General features: G+C 52.0%; 22 protein-coding genes. 10 read left to right on the top strand and 12 right to left on the bottom strand.

All coding sequences use genetic code 11. The features are described from left to right. Positions 1–204: 204 nt before the first annotated feature. The 3 genes from IPG22_15545 (at position 205) to IPG22_15555 (ending at position 7746) form a co-directional block, all read left to right on the top strand. On the top strand, positions 205–1839 hold the full coding sequence (locus IPG22_15545) for a DUF885 family protein (protein MBK6589702.1): 1635 nt from the start codon (positions 205–207) through the stop codon (positions 1837–1839). 513 nt (positions 1840–2352) lie between these two features. Further along, a complete protein-coding gene (locus tag IPG22_15550) occupies positions 2353–3333 on the top strand; it encodes a M20/M25/M40 family metallo-hydrolase (protein MBK6589703.1) in 981 nt (326 codons plus the stop codon). Between the two features lie 135 nt (positions 3334–3468). Further along, positions 3469–7746: a protein kinase gene (locus IPG22_15555; GenBank protein ID MBK6589704.1), complete on the top strand. Its 4278-nt coding sequence runs from the start codon at positions 3469–3471 to the stop codon at positions 7744–7746. On the opposite strand, the gene IPG22_15560 is transcribed toward IPG22_15555, so the two are convergent. The 4 genes from IPG22_15560 to IPG22_15575 all read right to left on the bottom strand — a co-directional run bounded on the left by IPG22_15560 (position 7743) and on the right by IPG22_15575 (position 14013). After that, positions 7743–9647 (bottom strand): hypothetical protein, encoded by a 1905-nt coding sequence (locus tag IPG22_15560; GenBank protein ID MBK6589705.1) that lies wholly within the window; start codon positions 9645–9647, stop codon positions 7743–7745. The genes IPG22_15555 and IPG22_15560 overlap by 4 nt on opposite strands. 61 nt (positions 9648–9708) lie before the next feature. Beyond that, the gene (locus IPG22_15565; GenBank protein ID MBK6589706.1) at positions 9709–11646 is read right to left on the bottom strand and encodes a hypothetical protein; all 1938 of its coding nucleotides are present in this window, start codon (positions 11644–11646) and stop codon (positions 9709–9711) included. A gap of 258 nt (positions 11647–11904) precedes the next feature. Beyond that, positions 11905–12402, bottom strand: coding sequence for a hypothetical protein (locus IPG22_15570; GenBank protein MBK6589707.1), 498 nt, complete (start codon positions 12400–12402; stop codon positions 11905–11907). Positions 12403–12552: 150 nt separating this feature from the next. Further along, complete coding sequence (locus tag IPG22_15575; protein ID MBK6589708.1) at positions 12553–14013, bottom strand: hypothetical protein; 1461 nt, start codon at positions 14011–14013, stop codon at positions 12553–12555. 791 nt (positions 14014–14804) lie between these two features. On the opposite strand from IPG22_15575, the gene IPG22_15580 reads away from it, so the two are divergent. Further along, the gene (locus tag IPG22_15580; GenBank protein MBK6589709.1) at positions 14805–15836 is read left to right on the top strand and encodes an LD-carboxypeptidase; all 1032 of its coding nucleotides are present in this window, start codon (positions 14805–14807) and stop codon (positions 15834–15836) included. Between the two features lie 144 nt (positions 15837–15980). Here the strand turns inward: IPG22_15580 and IPG22_15585 are convergent, their stop codons facing one another. Together IPG22_15585 and IPG22_15590 are read right to left on the bottom strand one after the other, a co-directional pair. Then, positions 15981–16532: a hypothetical protein gene (locus IPG22_15585; GenBank protein ID MBK6589710.1), complete on the bottom strand. Its 552-nt coding sequence runs from the start codon at positions 16530–16532 to the stop codon at positions 15981–15983. Positions 16533–16634: 102 nt separating this feature from the next. Then, complete coding sequence (locus IPG22_15590; GenBank protein ID MBK6589711.1) at positions 16635–17195, bottom strand: sigma-70 family RNA polymerase sigma factor; 561 nt, start codon at positions 17193–17195, stop codon at positions 16635–16637. 297 nt (positions 17196–17492) lie between these two features. Between IPG22_15590 and IPG22_15595 the strand changes: the two genes are divergently transcribed. The 3 genes from IPG22_15595 to IPG22_15605 all read left to right on the top strand — a co-directional run bounded on the left by IPG22_15595 (position 17493) and on the right by IPG22_15605 (position 18927). After that, positions 17493–17852: an RNA-binding protein gene (locus IPG22_15595; GenBank protein MBK6589712.1), complete on the top strand. Its 360-nt coding sequence runs from the start codon at positions 17493–17495 to the stop codon at positions 17850–17852. A 149-nt stretch (positions 17853–18001) separates the two neighbouring features. Further along, positions 18002–18391 carry a hypothetical protein gene (locus IPG22_15600; GenBank protein MBK6589713.1) on the top strand — a complete coding sequence of 130 codons (390 nt, stop codon included), beginning with the start codon at positions 18002–18004 and terminating at the stop codon, positions 18389–18391. 110 nt (positions 18392–18501) lie between these two features. Beyond that, on the top strand, positions 18502–18927 hold the full coding sequence (locus IPG22_15605) for a hypothetical protein (GenBank protein MBK6589714.1): 426 nt from the start codon (positions 18502–18504) through the stop codon (positions 18925–18927). Here the strand turns inward: IPG22_15605 and IPG22_15610 are convergent. Next, positions 18899–20380: a DUF2779 domain-containing protein gene (locus tag IPG22_15610; protein ID MBK6589715.1), complete on the bottom strand. Its 1482-nt coding sequence runs from the start codon at positions 20378–20380 to the stop codon at positions 18899–18901. The genes IPG22_15605 and IPG22_15610 overlap by 29 nt on opposite strands. 67 nt (positions 20381–20447) lie before the next feature. On the opposite strand from IPG22_15610, the gene IPG22_15615 reads away from it, so the two are divergent. The 3 genes from IPG22_15615 to IPG22_15625 all read left to right on the top strand — a co-directional run bounded on the left by IPG22_15615 (position 20448) and on the right by IPG22_15625 (position 23517). Beyond that, positions 20448–20834 carry a VOC family protein gene (locus IPG22_15615; protein ID MBK6589716.1) on the top strand — a complete coding sequence of 129 codons (387 nt, stop codon included), beginning with the start codon at positions 20448–20450 and terminating at the stop codon, positions 20832–20834. A gap of 12 nt (positions 20835–20846) precedes the next feature. Beyond that, complete coding sequence (tsaD, locus tag IPG22_15620; GenBank protein ID MBK6589717.1) at positions 20847–21923, top strand: tRNA (adenosine(37)-N6)-threonylcarbamoyltransferase complex transferase subunit TsaD; 1077 nt, start codon at positions 20847–20849, stop codon at positions 21921–21923. 190 nt (positions 21924–22113) lie between these two features. After that, entirely contained in the window at positions 22114–23517 is a 1404-nt protein-coding gene (locus IPG22_15625; protein MBK6589718.1) for a PQQ-dependent sugar dehydrogenase, read from the top strand. Between the two features lie 2 nt (positions 23518–23519). Here IPG22_15625 and IPG22_15630 read toward each other — a convergent pair whose 3' ends face one another. From IPG22_15630 to nadD, 5 genes are all read right to left on the bottom strand, one after another. Then, entirely contained in the window at positions 23520–24251 is a 732-nt protein-coding gene (locus IPG22_15630; protein ID MBK6589719.1) for a ComF family protein, read from the bottom strand. 10 nt (positions 24252–24261) lie between these two features. Beyond that, a complete protein-coding gene (locus IPG22_15635; protein ID MBK6589720.1) occupies positions 24262–24615 on the bottom strand; it encodes a TraR/DksA family transcriptional regulator in 354 nt (117 codons plus the stop codon). After that, entirely contained in the window at positions 24612–25064 is a 453-nt protein-coding gene (locus IPG22_15640; protein MBK6589721.1) for a 23S rRNA (pseudouridine(1915)-N(3))-methyltransferase RlmH, read from the bottom strand. The genes IPG22_15635 and IPG22_15640 overlap by 4 nt, the downstream gene beginning before the upstream one ends. 118 nt (positions 25065–25182) lie before the next feature. Then, positions 25183–25611, bottom strand: coding sequence for a ribosome silencing factor (gene rsfS / locus IPG22_15645; GenBank protein ID MBK6589722.1), 429 nt, complete (start codon positions 25609–25611; stop codon positions 25183–25185). Beyond that, positions 25611–26288 carry a nicotinate (nicotinamide) nucleotide adenylyltransferase gene (gene nadD, locus IPG22_15650; GenBank protein MBK6589723.1) on the bottom strand — a complete coding sequence of 226 codons (678 nt, stop codon included), beginning with the start codon at positions 26286–26288 and terminating at the stop codon, positions 25611–25613. Before nadD ends, rsfS begins: the two co-directional genes overlap by 1 nt. Positions 26289–26291: the final 3 nt, after the last annotated feature.

Genomic DNA, 26291 nt, shown 5'->3' on the forward strand with positions numbered 1-26291 from the left:
AAAAAAAATAGTTGCTGCGTTCGGAGAGAGGTTTGTGCCGTTCTGCTGCTTGTCTGTATTTAGCCATCACAACTAAGGAAGAACATCTTTATGAATCGAACTGCGTTTCTGGTTACTGTGCTGATATTTACATTGGTTGCTCCCGGCCTCGTGATCGGGCAGGCCGCGGACCCGCTGAACGCGTATAGTGATCCGCCAAGCCGTCTGCAGGGAGTCATCGAGAAATTCACTGAGGATGTCGGCATCCTCAATCGTTTCTATTCGGCTCAGACCTCATCCAATAGATCGGCTCGTTTCAAGAGCCTCTATAACGAGGAATTACAGCTGCTAGGCAGCTTTAACTTTGATAGGCTAAACCATGATGAACAAATAGATTACGTACTATTCAAGAATTATCTTGAGCATGAACTCAAGGAGCAGGAAAGGAACGACGCACAGTTTGCTGAGATGGCTCCGCTGATGCCCTTTGCCAAGGTCATCAATGATCTTGAGGACACGCGACGCAAGCTGGAATTTGCCGATCCGGCAAAATCGGCAGCACTTTTGAACGAGCTTGCGAAACAGATCTCGTCAACCCAGCGTTCATTTGAAACGCCAAATTCGACAAAGCCCAAACGCACAGTTGCGAATCGTGCGGCTCGAACGGTTGACGGCCTGCGCCGGACGCTTCGTTCGTGGTACAGCTTCTACAACGCGTACGATCCGACATTTACATGGTGGTGCGAAGCTCCATACAAGGCTTCCGATGAAGCTCTCGGCAAGTACTCAACTTTCATCACGGAAAAACTCGTCGGCATCAAAGCTGACGACCGGACGACGATCATCGGCGATCCGATCGGGCGTGAGGCCTTGATCCAGGAATTGCAGTTCGAGATGATCCCGTACACGCCGGAGGAACTGGTTGAGATCGCGAACAAGGAATTCGAGTGGTGCATCACCGAATTCAAAAAAGCGTCGCGCGAGATGGGGTACGGCGACGATTACATGAAAGCCATTGAGGCGGTAAAGCAAAAATACGTCGAGCCCGGCAAACAGCCTGAGCTGATCAAAAAGCTTGCGTACGAGGCGATCGATTACGTCGAAAAGAATGACCTCGTTACCGTTCCGAAAGTTGCCCGCGATGGCTGGCGAATGGAGATGATGACGCCGGAACGGCAGCTCGTCGCACCGTTCTTCCTCGGCGGCGAAACTATCCTTGTTTCGTATCCGACCGATGGAATGACGCACGAGCAGAAACTGATGTCGATGCGCGGCAACAATCCTCATTTTTCACACGCGACTGTCCATCACGAACTCATTCCCGGCCATCATCTGCAGGGTTACATGACACGGCGTTACCGTCCGTATCGCGAGATATTCCGCACACCGTTCTGGGGCGAAGGCTGGGCTCTGTACTGGGAATTTCTGCTGTGGGACCGGGGATTCAACAAAACACCGGAAGATCGCATTGGCGCACTTTTCTGGAGGTCGCATCGTGCGGCGAGGATCATCTTTTCCCTCAATTTCCATCTCGAGAAATGGACGCCGCAGCAATGCGTCGATCTACTAGTCGACAAGGTCGGCCACGAACGCGACAACGCCCTCGCCGAGGTTCGGCGTTCGTTCTCAGGCGATTACGGCCCGCTGTACCAGATGGCGTATATGATGGGCGGATTGCAGTTCTATAACCTTCACAAGGATCTCGTCGGATCTAAGAAGATGACCGATAAACAATTTCACGACGCGATCCTGAAAGAAGGTGCAATACCGGTCGAGATGGACCGGGCGATCCTGACCAATCAGAAAATGACCAAGGATTTTAAGCCCAACTGGCGTTACTATCCGGGACTCGCAAAATAAAGCGGAATAGCCTTTGGCCGGGAATTGCGTATCACTATTCGAACTCGATTCGCGGTCTTTCGATCTCGCGTAGATCGGCGTTAAGAGAAACAAAAAAATATGAAAATCAGAAGTTTTAGGCACCGTGCCATCGCGGTTATTTTTCTACTTTCGATGAGCATCCCGGCGATCGCTCAAAAGTCGGGCAGCTCCGTAATTGATGAAAAAAACGTACGCTCTGCGATGCAGTTCCTGGCGGGCGACGCGATGCAGGGACGCGGCAGCGGAACGATGTTCGAGCGGATCGCGGCTGAGTATATTGGGTCGCAGTTCATGCAGTTTGGGCTGGAACCCGCGGGCGAACTGGGCTGGGATGGAAAACCGACGTTCGTGCAAACCGTTACCAATACGAGAAACAGTTTTGACGGCGCACCGACTTTGAAATACGGGTCAACAACGATCGACCATGGCAAGGAAATGCTCGTTCTGCGTGCGACCGGAGCAGCCGTGAGCGGAACTTTGCAAAAGATCGGCATGAACGACAAGCCAGCGGCCGGATCGGCTGTTTTTGTCAGGTTACCGGCCGATGCTCCGCCGAATGCGATGCAGAGCTTGATGGGAATGGTAACCGCAGGTGCGTCGATCGTTCTTGTTGAGGAAACGGCCCAATACCGGGCAAATTGGGCAAATATGGCGGGACGCAGAATATCGTTCACCTCGGCCCCTAAACCGTCAGCCGTAATTGTAGTTAGCAAAGACGCCGCTTCCGCAATTTCAGCAATGGCCGACGGAACACGGATCGAATTCGGCGGCAAGGTTACCTCGACCCAATCGCAAACCTGGAATGCGATGGGCAAAATTACCGGATCTGATCCCAAACTTACCGCCGAAGTTATCCTGCTCACGTCGCACCTCGACCATCTCGGCGTTCGTGAGAGTGCACCCGGCACCGACAAGATCTTTAACGGGGCCGACGACGATGCTTCGGGTTCTGTCGCCGTGCTCGAAATGGCTCGCGTGCTTGGAGCCGGGAAGAAGCCAAAGCGAACCGTTTACTTTGTTTGCTTTGGCAGCGAAGAAGCGGGCGGTTACGGTGCGAGCTGGTTCGTAAATAATCTACCGGTCGCTAAGGATAAGCTCGTGGCGAATCTTGAATTTGAAATGATCGGCCGCCCCGACGAAAAGGTTAAACCGGAAGAGCTTTGGCTGACGGGTTACGAGCGTTCGAATCTCGGGCCCGAACTGGCGAAACGCGGTGCGAAACTCGTTCAGGATCCGCATCCCGATCAGAATTTCTTTATGCGTTCCGATAATATCCAGCTCGCTCGTGCCGGGATCATCGCCCACACAGTGTCGAGCTTTGGCCTGCACAAGGATTATCATCAGGCGAGCGACGAGGTAAAAACGATCGATTTCGTCCACATGACGCGTTCGATCAATTCGATGGTCAAGCCTATACAGTGGCTCGTGAATTCGAATTTTGTTCCTGCCTGGAACGCAGGCGGAAAGCCCTAAGAGTCCTTTAACCACGAAATATCACGAAAAAGCACTAAAAAGGGGAAACTCTTCTTAGTGTTTTTTCGTGTATTTTAGTGGTTACTAAAGATGTTATAGAATGCTGTAAAAGGTACAGCAGGTCGATCGACAGCAATGACTCCTGAACGTTGGCGGCAAATCGAAGAGATCTTTCACGAGGCTTTGGAGCTCGATACGGCTGCGCGCGACGAATTTCTCAGAGCGTCGGCGAATGGCGACGACGAGTTGCGAGTTGAGGTCGAAAAGCTTCTCGATCAGTTCGAAGACGCGAGCAGCTTTATTGAACAGCCGTTATATGACAGTGCCAAAAGCGGGGTTTTGCAAGCATTGCTCGACGAAAGCGATGACGACCCGATGGTCGGGAAACTGCTCGGCAATTACCGCATCGAACGTGAGATCGGCCGCGGCGGCATGGGAGCCGTCTATGAGGCGTATCGGGCGGATGGGGAATTTCGTCTTCGTGTAGCTCTCAAAGTCGTAAAACGCGGCATCGACACCGATTTTGTCCTTAAGCGATTTCGCAACGAACGCCAGATACTCGCTGCCCTGGACCACCCATTTATCACCCGCCTGATCGACGGCGGCACGACTGATGACGGACGTCCGTATTTCGTCATGGAGTTCATCGACGGCCTGCCGCTTTATCGCTATTGCGATAAGAACCGCTTGTCCCTTAACGAGCGGCTTCAGCTTTTTTGCCGCGTGACCGAGGCGGTCGAATACGCTCATCAAAAGCTTATCATTCACCGCGATCTAAAGCCGTCAAATATCTTTATCGCTCATGACGGAAGCCCGCGGCTGCTCGATTTTGGCATCGCAAAGCTTCTCGATCCGGAATTGGCTTCGGACACCTTGCAGCCGACAGCGACGGCTCTTCGGATGATGACGGTCGATTACGCGAGCCCGGAGCAGGTTCGCGGCGAAAAGGTGACGATCGCAACTGACATCTACAGCCTGGGCGTGATCCTGTTCGAATTGCTGACGGCTCATCGCCCGTATAAAATAAAAAGCCGCTTGCCGCACGACATCGCAAGGGCGATCTGCGACGAAGAGCCGTATCTCGCGAGCGTTGCGGCCGGCAGCCCCGATCCCGACTTGCCGGTTGTCAGGGTCAACCCGGCGGCTCCAACATTGACCGGCATTCCAGATCTCGACACGGACTCGCCTGAGAGGCTTGCTGATCTGCTGCGAGGCAACATCGACAGCATTATCACAAAGGCCCTGCGAAAGGAACCGGGCGAGAGGTACGCCACTGTCGCGGAATTCCGCGAGGACATCGAACGCCATCTGAACGGCGACGATGTCCAGATCCCCACGTTCTATACGTCGAGTACCTTCTATACGTCGAGTACCAAGGTCTCGGTATCGCCGTCGGCTGAGAAGAATACTTTGGTCGCTGTTCTTCCCCTGAGTCTGCTCGGGCCAACCGGATCTGAGACCACGGACGAATCCTACCTGATGGTAGGGCTTGCGGATGCGATAATTTCCCGGTTGACGAGGGTTCGCAGGTTGACCGTCCGTCCGACAAGTTCGATAACCCGCTACAACGAACATCAGATCAATCCGTTTCGAGCAGGAATGGAACTTGGCGTCGATTTCGTCCTCGATGGGCGCATTCGCCGCTTTGGCGAACGGCTGCGAATCTCGTTGCAATTGCTTGACGTAAAACAAGGTTCGGCTATCTGGGCTGGCCATTTTGATGAAAATCTAACTGACGTCCTTGCTCTAGAAGACGCGATCTCGCGACAGGTCGCTGATGCGCTCATTCCGCATCTGACCGGAAAGGACCACGAGAAACTATCGAAACGGAGTACCAACGACCCTGCGGCCCACGAGGCTTATCTTCGCGGGCGATTTTATTGGAATCAGTTCACGTCTCAATCACTTCCAAAGGCGCTCGAAGCTTACAAGGCCGCGGTGCATATCGATCCGAACTACGCTCAAGCCCACAGTGCGATCTCTGAATTCTACATCTGGGCCGGAATATATGGCTTGATCCCAACCGTCGAAGCGTACAGGAACGCTTGGGACTATGTGCATTCCGCTTTGGCCATCGAGCCTGAGCTTGCCGAAGCTCACGCCGCCAACGGTTTGCTGCTGAATAATGAATTTCGCTATGGGCCTGCAGAGACCAGTTTTCTTCGCTCGATATCCCTGAATCCGAAGTACGCCCTGGCCCGCGAATGGTATGGCGCTCTTTTGATAGGCAATGGCCGCTTTGACGAAGGCATCGAGCAGATGGAACTTTCGGAGCAGCTTGACCCGATGTCGCTGCGGACGAAAATCCTGATGGTCTGGTACTACTACCAAACCGGCCAGTACGATAGGGCGTTGGTGAAGGCTGATGAAGTGATCTCGATCGATCCTAATTATCCGCAAGGCCACCTGCAGCGAGGCAACGCACTCAGTTTTCTCGGCCGCCACGAGGAAGGTATCGAAGCGCTCGCTCGCGGCAACGAGATGATGCCATCTGCCGCTTTGGTTGAATATCACCTGTGTTTCGCGTATCAGCGTGCGGGACGTCTCGAAGAGGCTAAAAAGCTCGCGGACTCGATGGAGGCTCGGTCTAGAACGGAATTTGTAAAGCCGTATTTTCTTGGCATGGCAAATTTTGCGGTGGGACGGACTGACAAGGGCTTTTATTATCTCGAGACAGCCCTCAACGAACGCGATGCCTGGCTTGTTTGGGTTGGTACCGAGCCCAATCTCCAACCGCTCCACAACGACCCCCGCTTTAAACGGATAATTGCCGCGACACACCGCGAGATCTTCAACGGCAGGGTTAGGGTAAATGACCAAAAACTTCCGTTCGATACGTCGTATCATATCTCCGAAGCGGTGACCGAGCCCTTGGGCGACAGCAACACGATGGAGTTCGCTCCGGCTTTCTTTCGGCGGCATCGGATCGGTATTGCGGTTGTGGCAGCGTTGAGTTTACTTATTACGATCGGATATTTTTCGGGGATACTTAGTTTTTCGTTCCAGCCTGGTCAGCAGATCGCACTTCGTCAGATGCAGGGAGCACCGCGTTCGATCGCGGTACTGCCATTCGAGAATGAGACGGGTGACGATGCCAACAACTACATCTCGGACGGCCTGAGTGATGCCTTGACACTGCAATTAGCTTCATATCCGGAGATCCGTCCGGTCACCCGCACATCGATCGCACCGCTCAAAAAGAATAACCTCGACGGGCAGGCGATCGGCCGCGAACTCGGCGTGGAGAGCGTCTTGACCGGAAAGCTAACGCGACGCGACGATGGATTCTCGCTCAACCTGCAGCACGTCAACGTAGCGGACGGCAAGGTGCTGTTCTCAATGTTCTTCATTGAAACGCCCGACAAGATGCTTTCTCTTCAAGGCGAGATGACCAAGCTCACAATTGAAAAGCTCCAATTAAAGGCCGATACCGTCACATCCGGACAGCCGAGAAGTTACACCGCCAACAACGAGGCGTTCTCGCTTTACCTCAAAGCTGAATACAGCCGCCAAAAAGGTACGCCGGCCGGCACGAATGAGAGCATCGATTTCTATAAGCAGGCGATCCAATTCGACCCGAATTATGCTCTCGCGTATCAGGGATTAGCCCTTTCGTATCGGATGGCTCCGGCCTTTGGGACCCATTCGCCTCAGGAAGCTTATCCGCTCGCCAAAGCGGCTGCGATGAAAGCACTGGCGATCGACCCGTCGCTGGGTTCCGCCCACGTTCCGCTAGCGTCGATAAAATTTGTTTGGGACTGGGATTTTGCGGGAGCTGAAACCGAATACAAAGAAGCGATCAGGCTTTCGCCGAATAATGCTGAGGCACATTACAGTTATGGCAACGCCCTCGTCGCGTTGGGCCGGGCGGATGAGGCTCTGAACGAACTCAGGATCGCCCAGCAGCTCGATCCGCTTTCGATGACAATTGCCTCAAATACGGCTTGGGCTTTATACATCGCCGGACGTCTTGATGAAGCCGAAGTACAGATCCGCCAGGTCCTCGCCCGAGATCCCAATTATCCGCGTGCCCACCTTGTACTCGGCGAGATCTATCTCGAACGCGGAAAATATGATCAATCGATCTCATCGTTTCAGCGATCAAAGCAGCTTGCGGGCGACCCGCTGACGGACATGGCGATCGGCCACGTGTACGGTGTCGCCGGCCGCAGTGCCGAGGCCCGAAAGATCGCTGCGGAACTCGAGGCCAAGGTCCTGAAAAAAGAGGTTTCTGCCTTTCTGCCAGCCGTCGTTTACGCCGGCCTGGATGAAAAAGACAAGGCCTTTTACTGGCTCGAGCGTGCCTATCAGGAGCGCTCGAACTGGCTCACCCTAGTAAAAGTGGGCCGCCGCCTGAAAACCCTCCACGGCGACCCGCGGTTTGACGATCTGCTCAAACGCATCGGATTCTAGCGTTGGACGCTCGGCATTGCCGGGTTGTGATCGCCTTTGGGCCCGATCGCGAGACGCGGTTTTACAAAGTTAGTGAAATCCTTGGTTCCGGTCATTTCCGTATGAATACTGCTGGTCAATCCGGTATCTTTCACCGTCCACAGGGCCGATCTGACGGGCACGACGCCATCGCCTTCACCCGACCATTTGCAGCTGAACGGCACGGAGTTGCCGGCGAGGGCGGAGAATTTCACGCCTCGCTGCTCGGTCGTCGTTCGATTGAATTCCTCAGCAAAGTCCTGCCGCAGTTGGCTCACCGCCTGGACCTTTTCACCGAACAGGTCAAACCCGATGTCAAGCAGATCGGCACAAGGGCTGCCTAGATTTGGCGTTCCGAGCATGATCAGATGGCTGACGCGAGGCCGCGGATCCGTGTCGAGCGGCTCCATCATGCTGTGGATATAATCGCGGGCGATCAGGCCTCCCATCGAGTGTGCAACGATGTCTACATGCCAGGCGTTGCGGTCTTCCTGGGCGTAACGAACATAATTGCTCAACTGATACGCGTTCTGAGCGATTGAGTTCGTCGGGTTCGTCGACATAAATTCCGTTCCGGTGTTCATAATGCCGTGTTCAGGTTTTTCGCCGACCGCGAATGCTTTCCAATCGTAGGAATGCGACGTCGTTAGGATGTTCTGCCATGTTCCCCAAGCCCTTGACCAGTTGCTCCATAGGCCGTGAACGAGGACGACGGGCTTCGGAGCGACCTTGAGATTCTCGGTCTTTTCGTCAACCTTCTTGCCGTTCTCTTCGAGCTCTGCTTTTATCCGCTGAACGAGCCGCGGGCGGCCGTCGTCGAACCACGAATACCCACTCGAATCCCATACCATCTCGACCGTTTCCTCGCTGTTAGCATCAACGCGAACCGAGCGGACGCTGTCCTCAAGCGGAGCGTCGGGCTTAGCTCCGTCCCATTTGTCGCCCTTGTACGTTTCCTTAAATCGAATATCGGCGTACTTCGTCTCGCCTGATGTGTTGAGGATCTTCGCCTTTATCTTTACAAAATTCCCGTCGGTCGTACCGGTTTGCTCGGTTATTTCCTGCCAGTCATTCCAATTCGGGAATTTCATATCCTCGAACTGCAGATCCGATATCCGCAGCGGTGATCCGCATTTTTTGAGACTCCAGGTCATCGTTTCGGTCGTGTCACCAAAGGTCTGTGTCCAACTGCCCGAAATGTTATTCGGATCTTTCGGATCGATCCGATCACGGCCGCTCGAATTCATCGAATTGCCCTGGACTGTGGTCGGCGTGTCAGGCATCGTGATCGACTTACCCTCTTTGGGCTTGCATTGGCCTGAGTATGACGACTTTTCAGAGCCCGAGATGATTCCTTGGATCGATTGAATACCGATGCCGACGCTGTACGTGCCGTCCGAATTTACCCCAATGTAGGCGAGTGCGGGCTGATTTCCGGCTTGGCCGCGAGCTTCGGTCTTTGTTTCGAAATTGCCCTTCATCACCTGCCACGTTTTGCCCTGATCGCAGGAATTCTTCTCTTCGGCGGTTGTTTTATCGATCGAAGAGAATTTGTGCTCGATCGAGGCTTTTCCGATGGTCGAACCGTCTCGTTCGGGAGCTTCCAGAACAGCGACGGACGCCTTGTAGCGGTAATTCATTTCCCACTTTTTCTTGTCCTTGCCGCGGGTACTGACCCGGTCGACGGTTTTCTCATTGCGGGACGAGATCCTTTTGGAATAGGTGATATTTCCGGTCCACGCACCCGAACAGGTCGCTGCCGCCGTCGGTTTTCCCGCCGTATTCGACACTGGTTTCTTCGCCTGTGCAAAGCTCGAAGCCGAAAGCGAAAGAGCTATTGATAAAGCCAAAAATTGCTGAAAAATATTGAATCCGCGTCGCATATTAGATCTCCTCGATATGCAAAGCGGATTCTGTGTGAAATAGGTATCAGTCCACGAAAAATTATTTTTTCTCTCTGCCGTCATGGCCGCCTTCGGCTGAAACAACGGGCAGCGGATAAGTTCCACGCGGGCCGGTCACGATGTGCGGTTTTATGAACTCGCCAAAATGGATCGGCTCGATGAGTTTGGGGTGAATGTCCTTGGTGATCGCAAAATCGTCGATGCCGAATTTCGCAGATTCTACCGAGACAAACCCATCGTTCCATGTCGGGCTTGCGCAGAGCAGCGGGACGGAATCACCGATGAGCGCTGAGAATTTCGTTCCTTTACGCTGCGTCACATATTGATTGAATCGAGCGATCTCGTCGGGCATCAGCTCTTTGGCAGTCATCGCGTAGCGGTCGAATGCATCATTCAGATTCAGCGAATCGGCGCACGGTACGCCTAAATTCGGAACGCCAAGCAGCATCAGGTGCTTGACGACGGGGAATCCGTCGGGCCACACCTCTTGCCGATGGACGAACAGCCGCGCGACCAGACCGCCGGTCGAATGTGCGAGCATATCGACGTGCCACGCGTTGTTGTCCCTTTGGATCTTTTGGACGTAGCTGCCCAGATTGTCGGCGTTTTCAAAGACAGACTTGCTCTTGCGAACCGGCCCCGGCGTGCCCTCTGTGTTGATCTTGCCTTTGCTCGAAATATCGATCACCCGTTCGGCTTTCCAGCCGTAGCTGTGCGAAATGGTGAGCAGGTTTTGATATAGCTCAACGATCTTAGGGTCGGTCCAGATGCCGCCTACGATGACCAACGGTTTCGGGCTGATCTTGAGGTTTTTGGTCATCTCATCTTTCTTTTTGAAATCTTCCCAGGCCTCGACCTTCACACGCTGCAAGTATCGCGGGCGGCCGTCGTCAAACCACGCGAAACCCTGCGTGTTCCATAAAACCTCGACCTCGCGTTCCTCGCCGGCCTCGAGTTTGATCGAGACCGATTCGTGCAGCGGGTAATCGGGCCGCGCACCGTCCCATTTGTCGCCTTTGTAGGTTTCCTTGAAGGTGATCTCGGCAAACTTCGATTCGCTTGAGAGATTTAGAACGTTTGCTTTGACCTTGACGAGATTGCCGTCGATGGTGCCGATCTCGTCGGTGATCTCGACGTAATTATCCCAGGTCGGGAACTTCATATGCTCAAATCGAACGTCGGTAACTAGCAATTCCGCCGGGCAACGTGTGAACCGCCAAGTCGCGGTATAGACGAAGCCTCGCACCTGTCCCTTGCCATCGTCGCCCCATGATTTTGAGCCCGAGATCTGGTCGGGTGTCTTCGGGTCGAATTTTTCGTAAACCGAGACGCTTTCGCCCTCGATCTTAAAGGGCTCGTTGGTCGTTCTGTCGTAAGGCTCGTTGTTCTTTGCCTGGCAGTGGCCGGTGCGTTTAACGTGTTCTTCGCGTTTGAAAGTGCCCGTCGCTGTCGGGAGTTTCACGTTAAAGCTGTAATTTCCGCTCAACTCATCGACCGTCAGGTTAAATGACGAAGCCGGACCTTCCACCTTCGCCTCGGTCATTTGATTATCGGTGCCCTCGATGATGAACCAATGGCCGCTCTCGCGGGAATTGCAGGTATCAAAAACCCGCTCTTCGCCCCATTTCTTATCGTCGTCAGTGAAGGCGACCTTTGCTCTGACGGTCGTATTTTTCGGGTCTGAACCGTCGATGATCGCCGTTCCGGTGTACGTGTATTTCCGCGAATCGACGTGCTTGATACGGTCGATATCCTTGCGAATGCCCGGCTCGTCGGACGAGAGCGAGTCGTTCAAAGTCTTTCTGATCCGCACAACTCCGCGCCAGCCGCCCTGGCAGCCTTGGGCTTTCGGCGGCCCCCAACTGCCGGAGCTGCCTTTGCCGGCCGCCTTTTTCTGGGCATCGATCGGGATCGCCGCGAGCAGGGTGACTGAGAAAAGAAAAATAACTGCGATCTTGCGAATAGATGTGCGATACATAGAACCCAAGTCCTCCGCAAAGAAAAGCGAAAACGCCGCCTGTAAGGTATCAGGCGGCGAAGTTATTTTTTGCGGTGTATGGATGGAATATGTAGGGCTAACTGAAGTGTATAAATTGAAGGCTAATGAAAAGATAACTTCGCCGTCTGTAAACATCCCGGAACGTCAAAACTGACCGCTCTCAACTAGTAATGCGGATTCCGCGATCAAAAAGTATCATCCAAGTTCGTACCGCCCTCTTACGCAGGCGGTTCGGTCTTATTCTTTTTCTCGCCGGTAGCAGGTTTCACCTTTCGCGTTTGCGAGGCAGATGTAAAGTTTGTCGTATTCGTCCACCTTGGTTCGCAGCTCATAGACCTCGGGGTCGAGAACGTAGTTCTTCTCCTTGTTCGATGCCGGCGAGCAGCTATATGTGTTTTTCCAGTAGTTCTTCGTCAGGTTCAACGTGAGCTGCGAGCCGTCGAGCCGCCAGCGGCCCTGTTTGTCGTTGAATAGATCGGTCTTGCAGCCATACATGGTGGACTGTAAATAGCCCACAAATTCGAAACGCCCGTCGGGTCTGAAAACGAATTTCAACGTATGTCCGTTGCTCGGCGTCGTGGAGCCTGTGACCGTATTCCGATCCGCAAGCATCGACATCCCGCCCGTTCGCCAAATTCCGACGAGGTCTGAGTTCGTGATCGTGTCCTGTGAAAAGGCGGTTATAACGCCGATAACAACAACAATAAATAAAGCTAAAACATAATCTCTAAGCATATGATTTCTCCTGGGTCAGAACCGCCTGCGTTAGCGGGCGGAACGGACGGGTATCGAAATTAACATTCTTGTCAAAACCGACGAGCCCCGCTCGACTTACGGTGAATTCAAGCCACCTCCCTACCGCCCGCTCACGCAGGCGGTTCCGACCTACTTTCCGATCGCGTCGAGGATCGCCTGGGCGGCCTGTTCGACGACGGCAGATACGATGTCGTCGCCGTCCGATTTGGCTTTCGCCTTGAACTGCTTCGCGAGCGGCGAGCTATTGTCGGCAGGCGACTGAAGCTTCAGATCGAGCGTGAGTTCGTCTTTTGATTTCACATTGCCAGACATAGACGTTGCGGTGACGATCGCCGTCGTTGCGACCTGTCCGGCGATATTTCCGGCGACGCTTCCCGTATGTCCGATGCCGGTCTGGCCGACGACCTGGCCGAGCACCTTGCCGAACCCAAAACCGCCGCCGCCGCCTTTTTTATGAGCTGCGGCTGCGTAAAGGACGAAATCGCATTCCTTTTCCTTCGCTTCGCCCGTCAGAGCCGCCGCGAGTTTTGCCTCAAGCGGAACGATCTCGATCTTCGTGCCTTTCAAATATGTACCGAGCGTATTCTGGATCGCCGCACTCAGATCATTTGCCGTGATGCCTTCGCCGACGGCAGTGGTTTTGACCGAGACTCCGACACGGATCGTTCCAGGTTTTTTTGCACCCACATTTGCCGGAGCGTCAGATTGCGGTGTCGGAACCGGATTTGATTTGGCATTCATGATGCTCGAAGTCATCCCAGACGAAGGTGCATTTACCTTTGCTCCGTAGGGATCGCCGCCATAACTCAACCCACTGCTACTGCTACTACTGGCGGAAGCGTACATCGCGGCCGCGTCGCTCACTTCGCGATAGTCGCTCGGGGCTTCGAAAAGTGCCTGGTCGAGCGTCGCTTTTGACAATTCGACGACCTCTGAAATGGTCGAGAACGATTCCTTGCCGTTCGCATCGAAGGATGTCATTTTCTGCCACACTGGATAACCCGATTTTGCCGAACCGATCGTTTTCGGCACGATCTTATCCTGACAGCCGCCTGATTTGCCGTTCTTATATGGCCTATAGGTTCGCTCGGTGGTGCAGCCCGATGCGAATTCGGCGTCAATGACCCACATGTCCATTTCCATTTTCGACTTGGTCGGAAGGCAGGCATCCGCCGATGTCTCGGTCTCGATCGTCTGCACGATGTGCCGTGCCGTAAAGCCGAACATCTGTTTGCGTTCGCCGGTATCCCTGATCGTCGTCGTCACGAACATCGTGCCGCCTTTTGTTACTTCGGTCGATTTCGTCGTCGTCGGCTCGGCTGGCTTGACTGGCTGTGCGTCTTCATAGGTGTTGACCATATAGGTCTTCATCGCCGGATTAAGCTGCAGATCACGCCCGATATCACACTGCGTGATCGTCACCATCACGCCGCCCATCATCTCGGTCCGCGTCCGCTTGCCCTTAATAGAAGTTGTATTTTCCGACGTCTGGCCGGACATTGTCTGTTTCGTCTTGATCTTGACGTCGGCAAAAGCCGTCGCCGATAAAGCTAGGATCACTGTTGCTGCGAATAAAAATAATTTTTGCATGATCGCTTCTCCCAATATATGAATTCCAAACAGCGATATCCGCCGTCGATAGTTAAGGCGAGAAGGACAGGAAAAAAGTATCAGAAGACTGGAGCGCGGGGCGTCCCGCTTGCCAACGTCGCGAAAGCGGCGTGAAGCGCTGGGGATTTGGCTCGACTGGTTTCGATAGAGTGCGTGGAACCCCGGCCAGTTTTTCGGGCTTTGCCCTCATGGCAAGCGGGACGCCCGCGCTCCAGTCGTGGCGGTCGCGGCGGAGAGGGGCGGACGGCGGCGGCGGAGCGGACGGCGGTGACGGGGGAGATCGGAGATGGAAAAGACGGGGAAGAGATGAATTTCAGGCCGAATTAGCTCTAAAAACACGTTTGACCAATCTCTCAAATACCTCTACCAATCTCGGTAAACTACTTCACCGAACACGGAAAACCGCTCCACCAAAGCATATAGAATTTTATATTCGGAGTTAACTGATGACGCGGATCCCGGCGCAGGCGGGATCGCTTTTTAGGAGCAGGCAAAATTGCGGGCAGCGAGACGAGTGGAAAAATATCTCGCGTGCTTTTCGGATTCGCCTTTTATGTAGTATTCGACAATGATCATAGCTTGATCGAACCCGCGTCAACGCATGGTTATCCCAACTGAACGCCGGGGCGTTCGATATCACAAAAAACCGCTTTCTATGCCAGCAAAAAACAGGTAATAAAGCGGAGATTCCTGAAAACATTTGGGGTTTCGCATTAAGCGAAAAAGTTCCGCATGCGTGGAAAGATCTGCGGTATAATTTGTGGAAAAGTATGAACCGACGAGATCTGATAAAAGGCGCAGCCGCCCTTCCGCTACTCGGACAAACAATGACGGGAAAGAGCGCAGAACGGCCAAAACTGATCAAACCCAAACGGCTCTTGCCGGGGGATGCGGTCGGGCTAATTGCTCCGGCTAGTGGGGTTACGGCTGAGACTTGGGAACGGGCTATCAAGAATATCGAGGACCTGGGCTTTAAGCCGGTAGTGGGGAAGTTTGCTCGCGGGATAAATGGTTTTCTATCGGGAACCGATAAAGAACGGCTCAGTGACCTGCATTGGGCATTCAGCGACCCGGCGATAAAAGCCGTATGGTGCGTGCGTGGCGGCGGCGGGGCACCGCGTTTACTGCCTGATATCGACTATTCGCTTATTCGCAAGAACCCGAAAATACTTATCGGATTCTCGGATATTACGGCACTTCATCTCGCGATCCACCAGAACTGCGGGCTCGTCACATTTCACGGCCCGGTGGCTTCTTCGCAGTATCCTGATTACACAAAAGGCCATCTGCTCAATGTTATCAGCAGACCGAGTTCGCCTTATAAAATAGGGGTTTCTGAGTTCAATATGGCCAAAGAATCGCCATTTTATCGAACTGAGGTCATCAACAAAGGCAAATGCCGCGGCCGTCTGATCGGCGGCAATCTCGCGCTCCTTTCCGCCCTCGCCGGAACCAAATACGCTCTGGCAGATCTCAAAGGCAAGATATTGTTCATCGAGGAGGTGAACGAACCGCCTTACCGCATTGACCGAATGTTGACGCAGCTCCGGCAAAGTGTTGACCTGCGGGCAGTTGCAGGCATCGCCCTCGGCGTTTTCGAAGACACGAGTGCGTCGGCCGGGAAGACCGCGCAACCGGTTCTGGATGTCATCAAAGACCGTCTCGGAGACCTCGGAAAGCCGCTTATTTACGGTCTCTCGTTAGGACATATTCGCGACAATATCACGATCCCATACGGCATCGAGGCTGAACTGGATGTTGATGATGCGACGTTAACGTATTTGGAAAGTGCAGTTATTTAGTTGATCGTGGTGCAATGAAATAAGAATAGAACACAGATAAAACGGATCGAACGGATTCACACGGATGCCATATAAATAAATATTATCCGTGTAAATCCGTTTTTATCTGTTCTAATCTGTGTGCTATTTCTGCTAAGAACAGAATTAGGCAACCAGTCCAGCATAATTCGCCGCGTACTTCGGTGGGAGCGGGGTTTGGAGGAAATTAGCCCAGTTTTCCGGAGTCGCAAGATTTTGATAGACCTCAGTCATCGCTGGTGTGTTGACCTCGAGCATGAAGCGGTCTTCGATCCAGAATTCGATGAGCTGGAAAATTCCGCCGCCGCGATTTGCGGTGAAGCAACGCCAGCCTTCGCGTTTGGCGATCGATTTGATCGTCTCTTCGTCAAGCGGGGAATTGATATTGACGTGAACCGAACCGAACAGTGATCGCTCGTTGCCCGGTACAAAGGTTCCCTCAAAGTCCTCGGTTGGCGTCCCCTGTGTAAAACCTTCCTCGTCGGGAAAGCCAATTCCTGGGACAATATGAACGTCCGAAGGCACAAGCTCGATCATCGTTCCGCGACCGTCATCCGCAAAGACAACAAACCCACCCGGACTCGGCGGAAAAGGCATAGCATAACCGCCCCAAAGCTCAGCAATAACATTAGCGACGTGTTCAGGGTTATTAACTCCGATAGAAACATGATTGATCATTGCAGTATCTCCTAAGTATGAATATCGAACGATTACCGTCCGTCATCTGTTAAGGCGGAAGTGCTTTGATTTTGGTATCAGGGGATCGCGTTGAAAAACGCTCTAGCTTTTCGTCAATTGGCCATAAAGCCATGCCTTTGTCATCTTCCAATGTCTTTTTATGGTAATAGAAGAGACGCCGAGGACTTCGGCAGTTTCGTCCGTGGTCAGGCCGCCGAAGTATCTTAGTTCGACGATCTGGGCTTTTACGGGATCCATTTTGGCGAGTTCGGTCAGGGCGTCGTCGAGTGCGATGAGGTCGGCACTTTGTTCGTCGGATGCGTCGATCTCTTCGTTGAGGGTCATGATGTGAAACTCGCCGCCGCGTTTTTGAGCGTTGTGATGGCGGGCATGATCAACGAGGATTCGCCGCATCTGATTGGCTGCAACCCCCACAAAATGGGCCTTATTCTGCCAGGACACCTGCGTGATGTCGATCATTTTCATGTACGCTTCGTTGACGAGAGCAGTGGGCTGGAGCGTGTGATCGCGGCGCTCGCGGCGGAGGTAGTTGGCGGCGATACGCTTCAATTCGTCGTAGATCAGCGGCAGTAACTCGTCGACGACCTCCCGTTTGCCATTGGACAATTCGATCAGCAGGTTTGTAACGCCTTGAGTGCTCATTGATTTAGAATATATTAGCTTGAGAGATACCTTAAAAACAATTTGCTATTACTTCGGAGAACGTGCATCATAATAAATGTTAATCCTTCTCTCGCGGCCCGCATGGGTTTCGCGCTTCGTCTTTAACGGTTTTTGGATAAGTTTGAGAGCAGGCCCAGTTAGATAAATAGAAGTTTTTGCTCTCTGATTTTTTGAGTATCCGAACCCGTTCTCGCGTATTAGATCCTATCTAACACAAGACCACTTGATTCGACGCTTCTTTAGAATTCCCGAAAAGGGAAAAAGGTAAATAAAACAATGTCAATGAAATTATACGTAGGAAATCTTTCCTTCGGCACAACCAACCAGGATCTTAATGACCTCTTTGGAGCCATCGGTGCAGTCGAATCAACAAACATCATCGAAGACCGCGAAACCGGCCGCTCACGCGGATTCGGCTTCGTCGAAATGTCATCGCAGGCTGATGGCGAAGCAGCTATCGCCCAGCTCAACGGTAAAGAAGTAGACGGTCGTGAACTTAAAGTCAACGAAGCTAAGCCACAGGAAAAGCGTGGTGGATTCGGTGGCGGCGGTGGTGGACGTGGTGGCGGCGGTGGCCGTGATCGCGGCTACGGCGGTGGCGGTGGTGGTGGATATGGCGGCGGCGGTCGCTACTAAATCTAATCGCAACGCGAATAGTTAAAAAGGGTGCTTTGATCGAAAGATCAGAGCACCTTTTTATTTATTTGACGCCGGCTAAATGGCATCAATATGGTGAAAACAAAATAAAATCAGGGCGAAAGCCGAAGAAAGTGCTATTCTGAGTTATGACATACAGCCCCCTTGCTATCAAACGCCGCCAAGTTCTGGCCGATCTCTACTCAATTTGCGATGCAGTTGAAATGGTTCCTGTACACCTCGACACACCTGAGGGGGAAAAAATTGGCTACGTAGATGAGGGCCTCGGCCATTACGCCGACGCATTTCTTTTTCACCTTCCCGAGGACGTTTGCAAGAAATTGTCGACTGGACATTATCTATACTCTTTCGATTACGACTACACGGATCCTGAATCGACTGGCCGTAATCGCCGTATAAAGATAAATTGCATCGTTCTGACTGGCCGCAAAGTACTCGATGCGGTGAGTCGTCAATCCAAAAAAGCGGCCGCTGCTCTCGAAGCTCTAGGAGCAGATCAGGTTCAGGAAACAGTATAAATTCGCCTCTAATTTAGCTATCACGATAAAGGGTCACGAACTGACAGGTTTGCGGCCCTTTTGATATTCCTATGTTACCTACCTAACACAGTCAACCAAACAAACCACCTATGATCTATATAACTACGGCCGCCTCGTGCGGCGTTTTTCTTATGATAGGTAAGAGTGAAGAAAAACCTTACGAACTGCGTTTCGAACATCGTCCGGCATATCTTTATGTTTCGCTTCGAGGAGAGGCGAACAATTACGAGATAGCAAAACGCTATTGGGGTGAGATAATCCGAATGCACAACATGCGTGAATATACGAGGGTCCTGATCGAGAAGCAGATATCACGATCGCTTGATACACAAGATGTATTTCGTATAGTCACGGAGGTTGCGTTTATGGCACGAACAGGAACGAAATTCGCTTTTTTCGCTCAACATTTTGATGCTGAGAAAAGTGAATTTGCGGAACTCGTCGCCAATAACCGAGGACTCAACCTGAAGTACTTCACTAGCTTACCTAGTGCAGAGCGCTGGCTCGCCGACTAGTTGATAGACACTGTCTCGCCGCCGGATCGAGGGTTGCGAGCAATTCCTCAAAGATCCTGACCATAGCGATCGTATCGAGTTCGCAGTATTTCTCGAGGTCCTCGAAGATCTGCTCTCTATCGGCGGAAGCCATGTGATCCCATTTTACGGCACGATACCAGCTTATCGTCGCCGTCAGGCCGTCGCCAATGCCGAGGTCAGTGTATTTCAATTCGGGAACAAGTACGGGCAGTATCTTTTTAATAGAACTCCTGCCTTTGAAATCTGGATGAATGTACAGTTTATCCGCAAAGATCTTCATCAGATCGTACGTCTTGGTATTAACTTCGTTAAAAAACTCGGCCAGATCGGGAAACATCTCGGCCATCTCGCTGTTTCGGGTCTTCTCAAACGCTTCATACCAAACGAGAACCGTCCCGATCCCGCCTGACATCGCGTCACGCAAGCTTTCTGCCATCGCCCTTGGCGGATCATCCTCACCGCGAGAAAGGAAGTAAGAATGCCTCGGAGCGGCGCCAGGGCGATCGATCGTGTGAAGCGAATATTGGAAGCACATCTGCTGAAACGGGCGAACGCCTTCGAACTGCGGTATCGCATAGGCAAACGTTTCATAATCCAGGAAATGGAGTGGATATTCCCATGCTTCTATGCGGTTCGCGATCTCCTGCTTATCGATCATTGTCTCTCCGGATTTTGCGGCGGAAACCTGGACCTGCTGTTTTTTTGATAGCGGGAAGTCGTCCGGGACGTCAGTGATAGCGACAATTCCCTGAGATAGCAATTCGCGGCGCTTGTCGTTCTTTAAGAAAGCGATGTCGAAGACGGTGTAATCAGGAAGATTAGGAAAGTTAAGCTTAATGAAACGGCAATCGAGTTTGTTATCAGTACAGTAATCTACGAGCGAAGCAACAGGCTCCGAATCAGCATACGCCCTTGCAGCCTTGATCTGATCTTCGGTTGTAGGAGCCAGGGCCAAGATGTCCTCAGTAACATCTTTGATGACAAACAGTTGCTCAGGATCGATATCGCCGTGGCGAACATATTCGCCATTCATTGTTATTACGAAGCATCGGCCAACCGAAAAGCCGCATCGTTCTGCAACGATCTTCTGAAATGAAACATCGTCCAGATGCTCGGGTTTGACCGAGCCAGAGCTTTTAATTTCATAAATGTCGAGAATGCCCGTTTCTTTATTGGTGACGACGATGTCGCTTTTGGCATAGAGGTCGTTAGTTTGAAACACCCGCTGAAAATCTACCGACCTTTCTTCATTTGGCTGAAATTGTTCCAGTTTCTTGACGTATCGCTCAACCGCGTAGCCCTGTTCTCGAAGATGTTCATATTCGAGTGTTGTTGGCGTTTGGAAAAGCAGCGGCATACGCAGCTTCAGCCAGAATTCATTCGGACATGACAAAAATCGGAGGAAATCGGTTTTATTTAGGCGGTCTTTCATCTTTTGAAACCTATAATGTTATTTTACGCTCAAGAACGAAATAAAGCATTTGGGGGAAAACAACGCCATGGCAAGCTCGGCATCAATATTTCGAATTTTCATTCCGGTAACCGATTTTGACCGGGCGGTAGCCTTTTATCAACGCCTTCTTGACGAGCAAGGCCGTGCGATCCATCGCGGTAGGCAGTATTTTGTATGCGGTGCAGTTATACTCGCGGTGATCGAGAATAGTGGGTCACCGATCAGCGATCACATCTACTTTTCCGTTGCGAGCCTTGAGACGTTTTTCACCCGGGCGAAGGAACTCGGATGTCTAGAACGATCAGATATCCACGGTTCTCCGTCCGATGAGATCCAAGTGCGGCCATGGGGCGAGCGGTCGTTTTATGCACGCGATCCGTTTGGGAATGGACTTTGTTTTGTTGACGAAACGACGCTCTTCACGGGCATTTGATAAGCTAGAAGAATGTTGGCTTTAGGTATCGAAAGCTCGTGTGATGAGACAGCCGCGGCAGTGGTTCGCGATGGCCGTGAGATCGTCTCGTCTATAATTGCTTCGCAGATCGAAATGCACCGCCCGTGGGGCGGAGTTGTGCCTGAACTGGCTTCGCGTGAACATCTCGAAAAGATCGAGCAGATAGTCGCCGAGGCGATCACACAGGCTGGGTGTTCATTTACTGACATCGACGCAATTGCCGTCACGCAGGGGCCGGGATTGATCGGTTCGCTGCTGGTTGGCGTTTGCTACGCAAAATCGCTCGCATATGCTCTCGATATTCCGTTCATAGGTGTAAACCATATCGAGGGCCACGTTTATTCAGTTGCATTTGAGAATCCACCGATCGAATACCCAGCACTCGCACTGATCGTTTCCGGTGGCCATACGAATATTTTCGAGATCCCTGAAGAAGGCTTGTACAGAGTTGTGTCGAGAACTCGCGATGATGCCGCCGGTGAAGCGTTCGACAAGGTTTCGAAGATGCTCGGCCTCGGCTATCCCGGCGGTCCGATAATCGAAAGGCTGGCTAAGGAAGGCGATCCTAAAAAGGTAAAATTCCCGCAGGCAAAGATCTCGGACGGACGTCTTGATCTTAGTTTTAGTGGATTGAAAACGGCAGTTGCCCGATATCTTCGCGAGAATGATATCAAACCGCTCGAGCCGGGCGAGGAAGCTGCGCAAGAGATCAAGGATGTGGCGGCCAGCTTTCAGGCTGCGGTTATAAAGGCGCTGGTGGGTACAATGGAAAAACTAGCCCGAGAGAATGAGCCAAAAACGCTGGTCGTCGCGGGCGGCGTGGCCTGCAACCTCGCCCTTAATCTAGCGGCGAACGAAGCCGGCAGAAAGCTTGGTTTGCCAGTCTATTTCCCATCAAAGCATCTCTCGACCGACAACGCGGCGATGATCGCTGCGGCTGGCCATTTTTACTTGAACAAAGGCCTCGCGGCAGACATGAGAATGACGGCGGACGTTACAATGCGGCTTCAGAATCTTGGGAATGATGAAGATATCCGCGGTCGTGGTAAGGTCAAATATAGGATGTGAATACGCTTGCACAACTTGTGGGCGAATCGTTACAATTAAAGCAGGTTAAACATGATTAAACTGCCAGCGATAGGTGTATTGTGAGACTTTCAGTTCCTTTATGGATCACCGTCGTGAACTATAAAGCAATTCAAACCTTACCGATACCAGACCCGACGACCTTTCGCCGAGACCGAACCAGGGGAGTAAAATGAAGAGATCAGGATCACTTTTTGTAGCTGCTTTTACGCTTTTCCTTGTCGTTTCGGGCATTTTTGCCCAAACGGTTCCGCCTATCAGACTGTTGCCTTTTATTTCGAGCGGGTTGAGTGCTCCGGTCTTTATGACCAGCGCTCGCGATGGTACGAACCGTCTCTTCATTGTTCAGCAAGGCGGCATTATCCGTGTTCTGCAGCCTGGTTCAACCACACCGACCACCTTCCTTAACATTACGTCACGGGTTCTATCGGGTGGTGAGCGAGGGCTTCTTGGGCTTGCATTTCATCCTCAGTACGCAACGAATCGCCGGTTTTTTGTGTATTACACTAGGCAAACTGACGGTGCGATCCAGATCGCCGAGTATCAGGCCTCGACGGCTGATCCGAACGTGGCTGACACGACCGAGAAGATCATCATAACGATCCCGCATCCGAGCTTTTCAAATCATAATGGCGGAACCGTTGCATTCGGGCCGGATGGTTACCTTTATGCCGGTCACGGTGACGGCGGCAGCGCGAACGATCCGTCGAACAACGCGCAAAATATAAATCAGCTTCTGGGCAAGATCATCCGTATTGATATCAACAACGTGCCGCCTCCACAAGTGCCTCAGTACAACATACCGCCGGATAATCCGTATGCCGGAGCGACGCCGGGAGCCGATGAGATCTATGCGATCGGGATGAGAAATCCGTACCGTTTCTCATTCGACCGCGGCGGTTCGCAGCAGCTTTGGGCCGCTGACGTCGGGCAGGGATTGACCGAAGAGGTAGATATCATAACGCTTGGCGGAAACTACGGCTGGCGGGCCTACGAAGGTACGGGCTGTACAAATCTAAACCCGGCGCAGTGTGCCGGCGGAGCCACGCCGATTCTTCATGCTCCCCCTATTTTTCAATACGGCCATACGGGGGGACGATGCTCTATAACCGGGGGATTTGTTTATCGCGGGACACTAGGAAACTTACCTCCTGGCAGCTATATATACGCCGACTATTGTTCAGGCGAGATATTTCTTTGGAATAACAATCAGCAGAATGTTTTGGTTGACCTCGCTTTCAGAATAGTTGCCTTCGGAGAAGATGAGGCTAACGAGCTTTATCTGGTCGGTGAGAACGCCACCATCCAGCGTATTGTACGAGCAGAGGCTTCTATCTCTGGACGTGTGCTTACACCTTCGGGGCTTGGGCTCAGAAATGCAGTTGTAAACCTGACGGATTCGCTTGGGCAAAGGCGAACAGCAACTAGCAGTTCTTTTGGCGTCTATCAGTTTGACGGGGTTGCGACCGGACAAACCTATACGCTGAGCGTTGCTTCCAAGCGGTACAGATTTGCAGCTCGCGTGCAGGATGTCTCCGGTCAGATAACCGATCTCGATTTTACAGGATTAGAGTAATTTCAATGCAGGACGGCTCGGGCAAGTGTGAAGACATTCACGGTTCCTGAGCCGTGTTTCTTTAGGGCTCTCGCACAGGAAGATGTGGTTGCTCCGGACGTCAGGACATCATCCACAAGCAGAATATTCTTGTCGGCGACCAATTTGGGCCTTAGAACTGTAAAAGCGTTCTTTACGGTCAATTCACGAGCCTTTTGATCCATTCCTGCCCGATGGATACGAGTGTTGATCTGTCGTGAAAGACTTTCGGTGTCGACAGGTTTTCTAATGATGCGGCCAATTTCGATGGCTATCAATTCTGCCTGGTTAAAGCCACGCTCTATCTTGCGTTGTTTTGAGAGTGGTACAGGGATGATAAGATGTGCCGCAAAAATTCCGGGCTCTCTTTCCGTTACACCTCGAATAAGTGAACGTATTCTGTGATCTAGATGAGGTGAAGTTTTTGCCTCAATTATGCTGGCAGCGAGGGCGTTTTCGTAAACTCCGGCTGCAAGAGCTCGCTCAAAATGATAGTCGTCGCACTTTAGGCATCGAACCGCCACGTCAGCAGCTTTCTCGCCCAACAAAGCTCCGCATTTGTTGCAAAGCATCTCCCGGCCTGAGAAGATTCGGGTATTATCCCAACATTCTTTGCACGAAACACCGTCGTTTAGATCGTCGACGCTGTTCGAGCATACTCTGCATTGCTGGGGATAGATCAGCGAAAGGAGGGAATTCTGTACGGACCTGAACATCGGTCAGAGTTTATTCTTCGTCAAGCAGTCCTTTTTCCTGAAGTTCCTGACAGTCGAGGCAGAATCGTGCTGACGGAAGTGCGGCGAGACGCTTCGGATTGATCTCTTTTTCGCAATTCTGACAGAGTCCATACTCGTCATCTTCGATCCGCAAGAGGGCTTCATCTATCAGAACGACCTGTTTACTCTCGTTTTCCGAGACGGCAAGCATTACGTTCTTGGAATAGTTTCTTACCGCGAGATCGACTGGATCAGGCGTTTCTGCATCGTCGACGGAGAGGTCGTTGCCTTTCAGCTTTTCGATCAAAAGCTCGCGTTCGGCGATCAGTTTTTCCTTGATCTCTTCTAAGTTCAATTTACTCATTTTTGGTACGGAAACCCCTTTATTATGGTATAGGCTCGATATAATTGTTCCAACACTAGCACACGAGCCATCTCATGCGTAAAAGTGAGAAACGATAACGATAGCATGGTGTCGGCTCTAGCCGCAACTTCGGAGGATGCTCCGTCGGCCCCGCCGATGACGAACGAGATCTCTTTCGTTCCCGTGTTCTGCCATTTTTCAACTTCCTTTGCCAGTTCGTGCGAAGAGATCTTACGGCCCAAAACATCGAGAAGACAGACAAAGGAGCTTTGATTCAATTTTTCGAGAATGCGTTTGCCTTCTATTTCTTTTGTTTCGTGAGGGGCCGAATCGCGGATCTCAACCACTTCGCATTTTACGAAATGCGAAAGTCGCAGCAGATACTCGTCCTGTAGCGACCGATAATTTTTATCCTTGGTTTTGCCGATCCAAACGAAGCGAAATTTCATCTGATTGTTTTAACGCAAAGACGCTAAGCCGCAAAGTCGCAAAGGTTTTTAGACTATTATCGATGGGCCAAATTCCTTAATTTCTTACTTTGCGTCTCTGCTCCTTTGCGACTTTGCGTTAAATATCTTCAGGTATTTCAACCTTACGAGCATCCAGCCAAAGTCGGGCGAGGTCGTAGAACTCTCGCGATTCGCCGTTGAAGACGTGCACGACAAAGTCGCCGTAGTCGAGCAGGACCCAATCGGCGGAATTGTAACCTTCGATGCGAACGGGCCGCGAGCCTAGTTCGGCTTTGAGCTTTTCGTTGATGTCATCGGCGATCGCCTGAACCTGACGCTGATTGGTACCGCTCGCGATGACGAAAAACTCAGTAAAACTCGTGATGCCTCGCAGGTCGAGTGCAACGATGTCGAATGCCTTTTTGTCGGCCGCACAGCGGATGGCGAGTTGGACTTCAGGGTCGAGTTCGGCGAACGGTGTGGGTTTCTCTGCAATTTCGATCTTGACCGCTTCACGCTGAAGCGATCGTTCTTGTGTTTCTTCCATTAGCTATAAATCTGATATTTTTCTATGTATATTGCAACCTCGCCGGGAACATCTTGCCGCCACGTCGGGTCGCCGTTTCTTATTTTCTTGCGGATCTCGGTCGCGGAAATGTTTTGATTTACCGCATCCGTAATGAAAATTGATTTCGGACTGCGGATCGCGGATTGCGGATTTAAATCTTTTTTCCGTTTCTCCTCGGCCGTCTGCCGAAGGTCGACAATTCGCTGCCGAATCTCGTCCGTTACATGGTTGAACGAGATGTCATACCCCGGACGATTCACGACGATGTGATTCGATAGCGTCAGTACCTTTTCCCATTCGCGCCAGGTCTTAATGTCCATCCACGAATCGGCGCCCATTACGAAAAATATCTCGTCGCTGGGCTGCTCGGCGTTCAACCTTGTCAAAGTTTCAACCGAATACGGCCGCTCCGGCATCTCGATCTCCATCTTGGATACAGAAATATGCGGAGCATCCGCCGTTATCAAACAAAGCATCGCGTATCGATCATACGCTGAGGTCGGTTTCAGCCGCACCTTGTGCGGAGCGTGAAACGCCGGGATGAAAACAAACTCATCGAGCCCAAACTGCTGAACCAACGCATTCGCTATCGCTAGATGGCCTTTGTGCGGCGGATCGAAGCTGCCGCCGTAGACCGCGATCCTTTTAGTTTTCAAACC

The sequence above is a fragment of the Acidobacteriota bacterium genome, assembly GCA_016703965.1.
In the GTDB taxonomy this organism is placed as follows: Bacteria; Acidobacteriota; Blastocatellia; order Pyrinomonadales; family Pyrinomonadaceae; genus OLB17.

Coding starts and splice junctions, on each gene's coding strand:
- IPG22_15550 (MBK6589703.1), top strand. CDS start 2,353: ATGAACGACAAGCCAGCGGCCGGATCGGCTGTTTTTGTCAGGTTACCG.
- IPG22_15555 (MBK6589704.1), top strand. CDS start 3,469: ATGACTCCTGAACGTTGGCGGCAAATCGAAGAGATCTTTCACGAGGCT.
- IPG22_15560 (MBK6589705.1), bottom strand. CDS start 9,647: ATGCGACGCGGATTCAATATTTTTCAGCAATTTTTGGCTTTATCAATA.
- IPG22_15565 (MBK6589706.1), bottom strand. CDS start 11,646: ATGTATCGCACATCTATTCGCAAGATCGCAGTTATTTTTCTTTTCTCA.
- IPG22_15570 (MBK6589707.1), bottom strand. CDS start 12,402: ATGCTTAGAGATTATGTTTTAGCTTTATTTATTGTTGTTGTTATCGGC.
- IPG22_15575 (MBK6589708.1), bottom strand. CDS start 14,013: ATGCAAAAATTATTTTTATTCGCAGCAACAGTGATCCTAGCTTTATCG.
- IPG22_15580 (MBK6589709.1), top strand. CDS start 14,805: ATGAACCGACGAGATCTGATAAAAGGCGCAGCCGCCCTTCCGCTACTC.
- IPG22_15585 (MBK6589710.1), bottom strand. CDS start 16,532: ATGATCAATCATGTTTCTATCGGAGTTAATAACCCTGAACACGTCGCT.
- IPG22_15590 (MBK6589711.1), bottom strand. CDS start 17,195: ATGAGCACTCAAGGCGTTACAAACCTGCTGATCGAATTGTCCAATGGC.
- IPG22_15595 (MBK6589712.1), top strand. CDS start 17,493: ATGTCAATGAAATTATACGTAGGAAATCTTTCCTTCGGCACAACCAAC.
- IPG22_15600 (MBK6589713.1), top strand. CDS start 18,002: ATGACATACAGCCCCCTTGCTATCAAACGCCGCCAAGTTCTGGCCGAT.
- IPG22_15605 (MBK6589714.1), top strand. CDS start 18,502: ATGATCTATATAACTACGGCCGCCTCGTGCGGCGTTTTTCTTATGATA.
- IPG22_15610 (MBK6589715.1), bottom strand. CDS start 20,380: ATGAAAGACCGCCTAAATAAAACCGATTTCCTCCGATTTTTGTCATGT.
- IPG22_15615 (MBK6589716.1), top strand. CDS start 20,448: ATGGCAAGCTCGGCATCAATATTTCGAATTTTCATTCCGGTAACCGAT.
- tsaD (MBK6589717.1), top strand. CDS start 20,847: ATGTTGGCTTTAGGTATCGAAAGCTCGTGTGATGAGACAGCCGCGGCA.
- IPG22_15625 (MBK6589718.1), top strand. CDS start 22,114: ATGAAGAGATCAGGATCACTTTTTGTAGCTGCTTTTACGCTTTTCCTT.
- IPG22_15630 (MBK6589719.1), bottom strand. CDS start 24,251: ATGTTCAGGTCCGTACAGAATTCCCTCCTTTCGCTGATCTATCCCCAG.
- IPG22_15635 (MBK6589720.1), bottom strand. CDS start 24,615: ATGAGTAAATTGAACTTAGAAGAGATCAAGGAAAAACTGATCGCCGAA.
- IPG22_15640 (MBK6589721.1), bottom strand. CDS start 25,064: ATGAAATTTCGCTTCGTTTGGATCGGCAAAACCAAGGATAAAAATTAT.
- rsfS (MBK6589722.1), bottom strand. CDS start 25,611: ATGGAAGAAACACAAGAACGATCGCTTCAGCGTGAAGCGGTCAAGATC.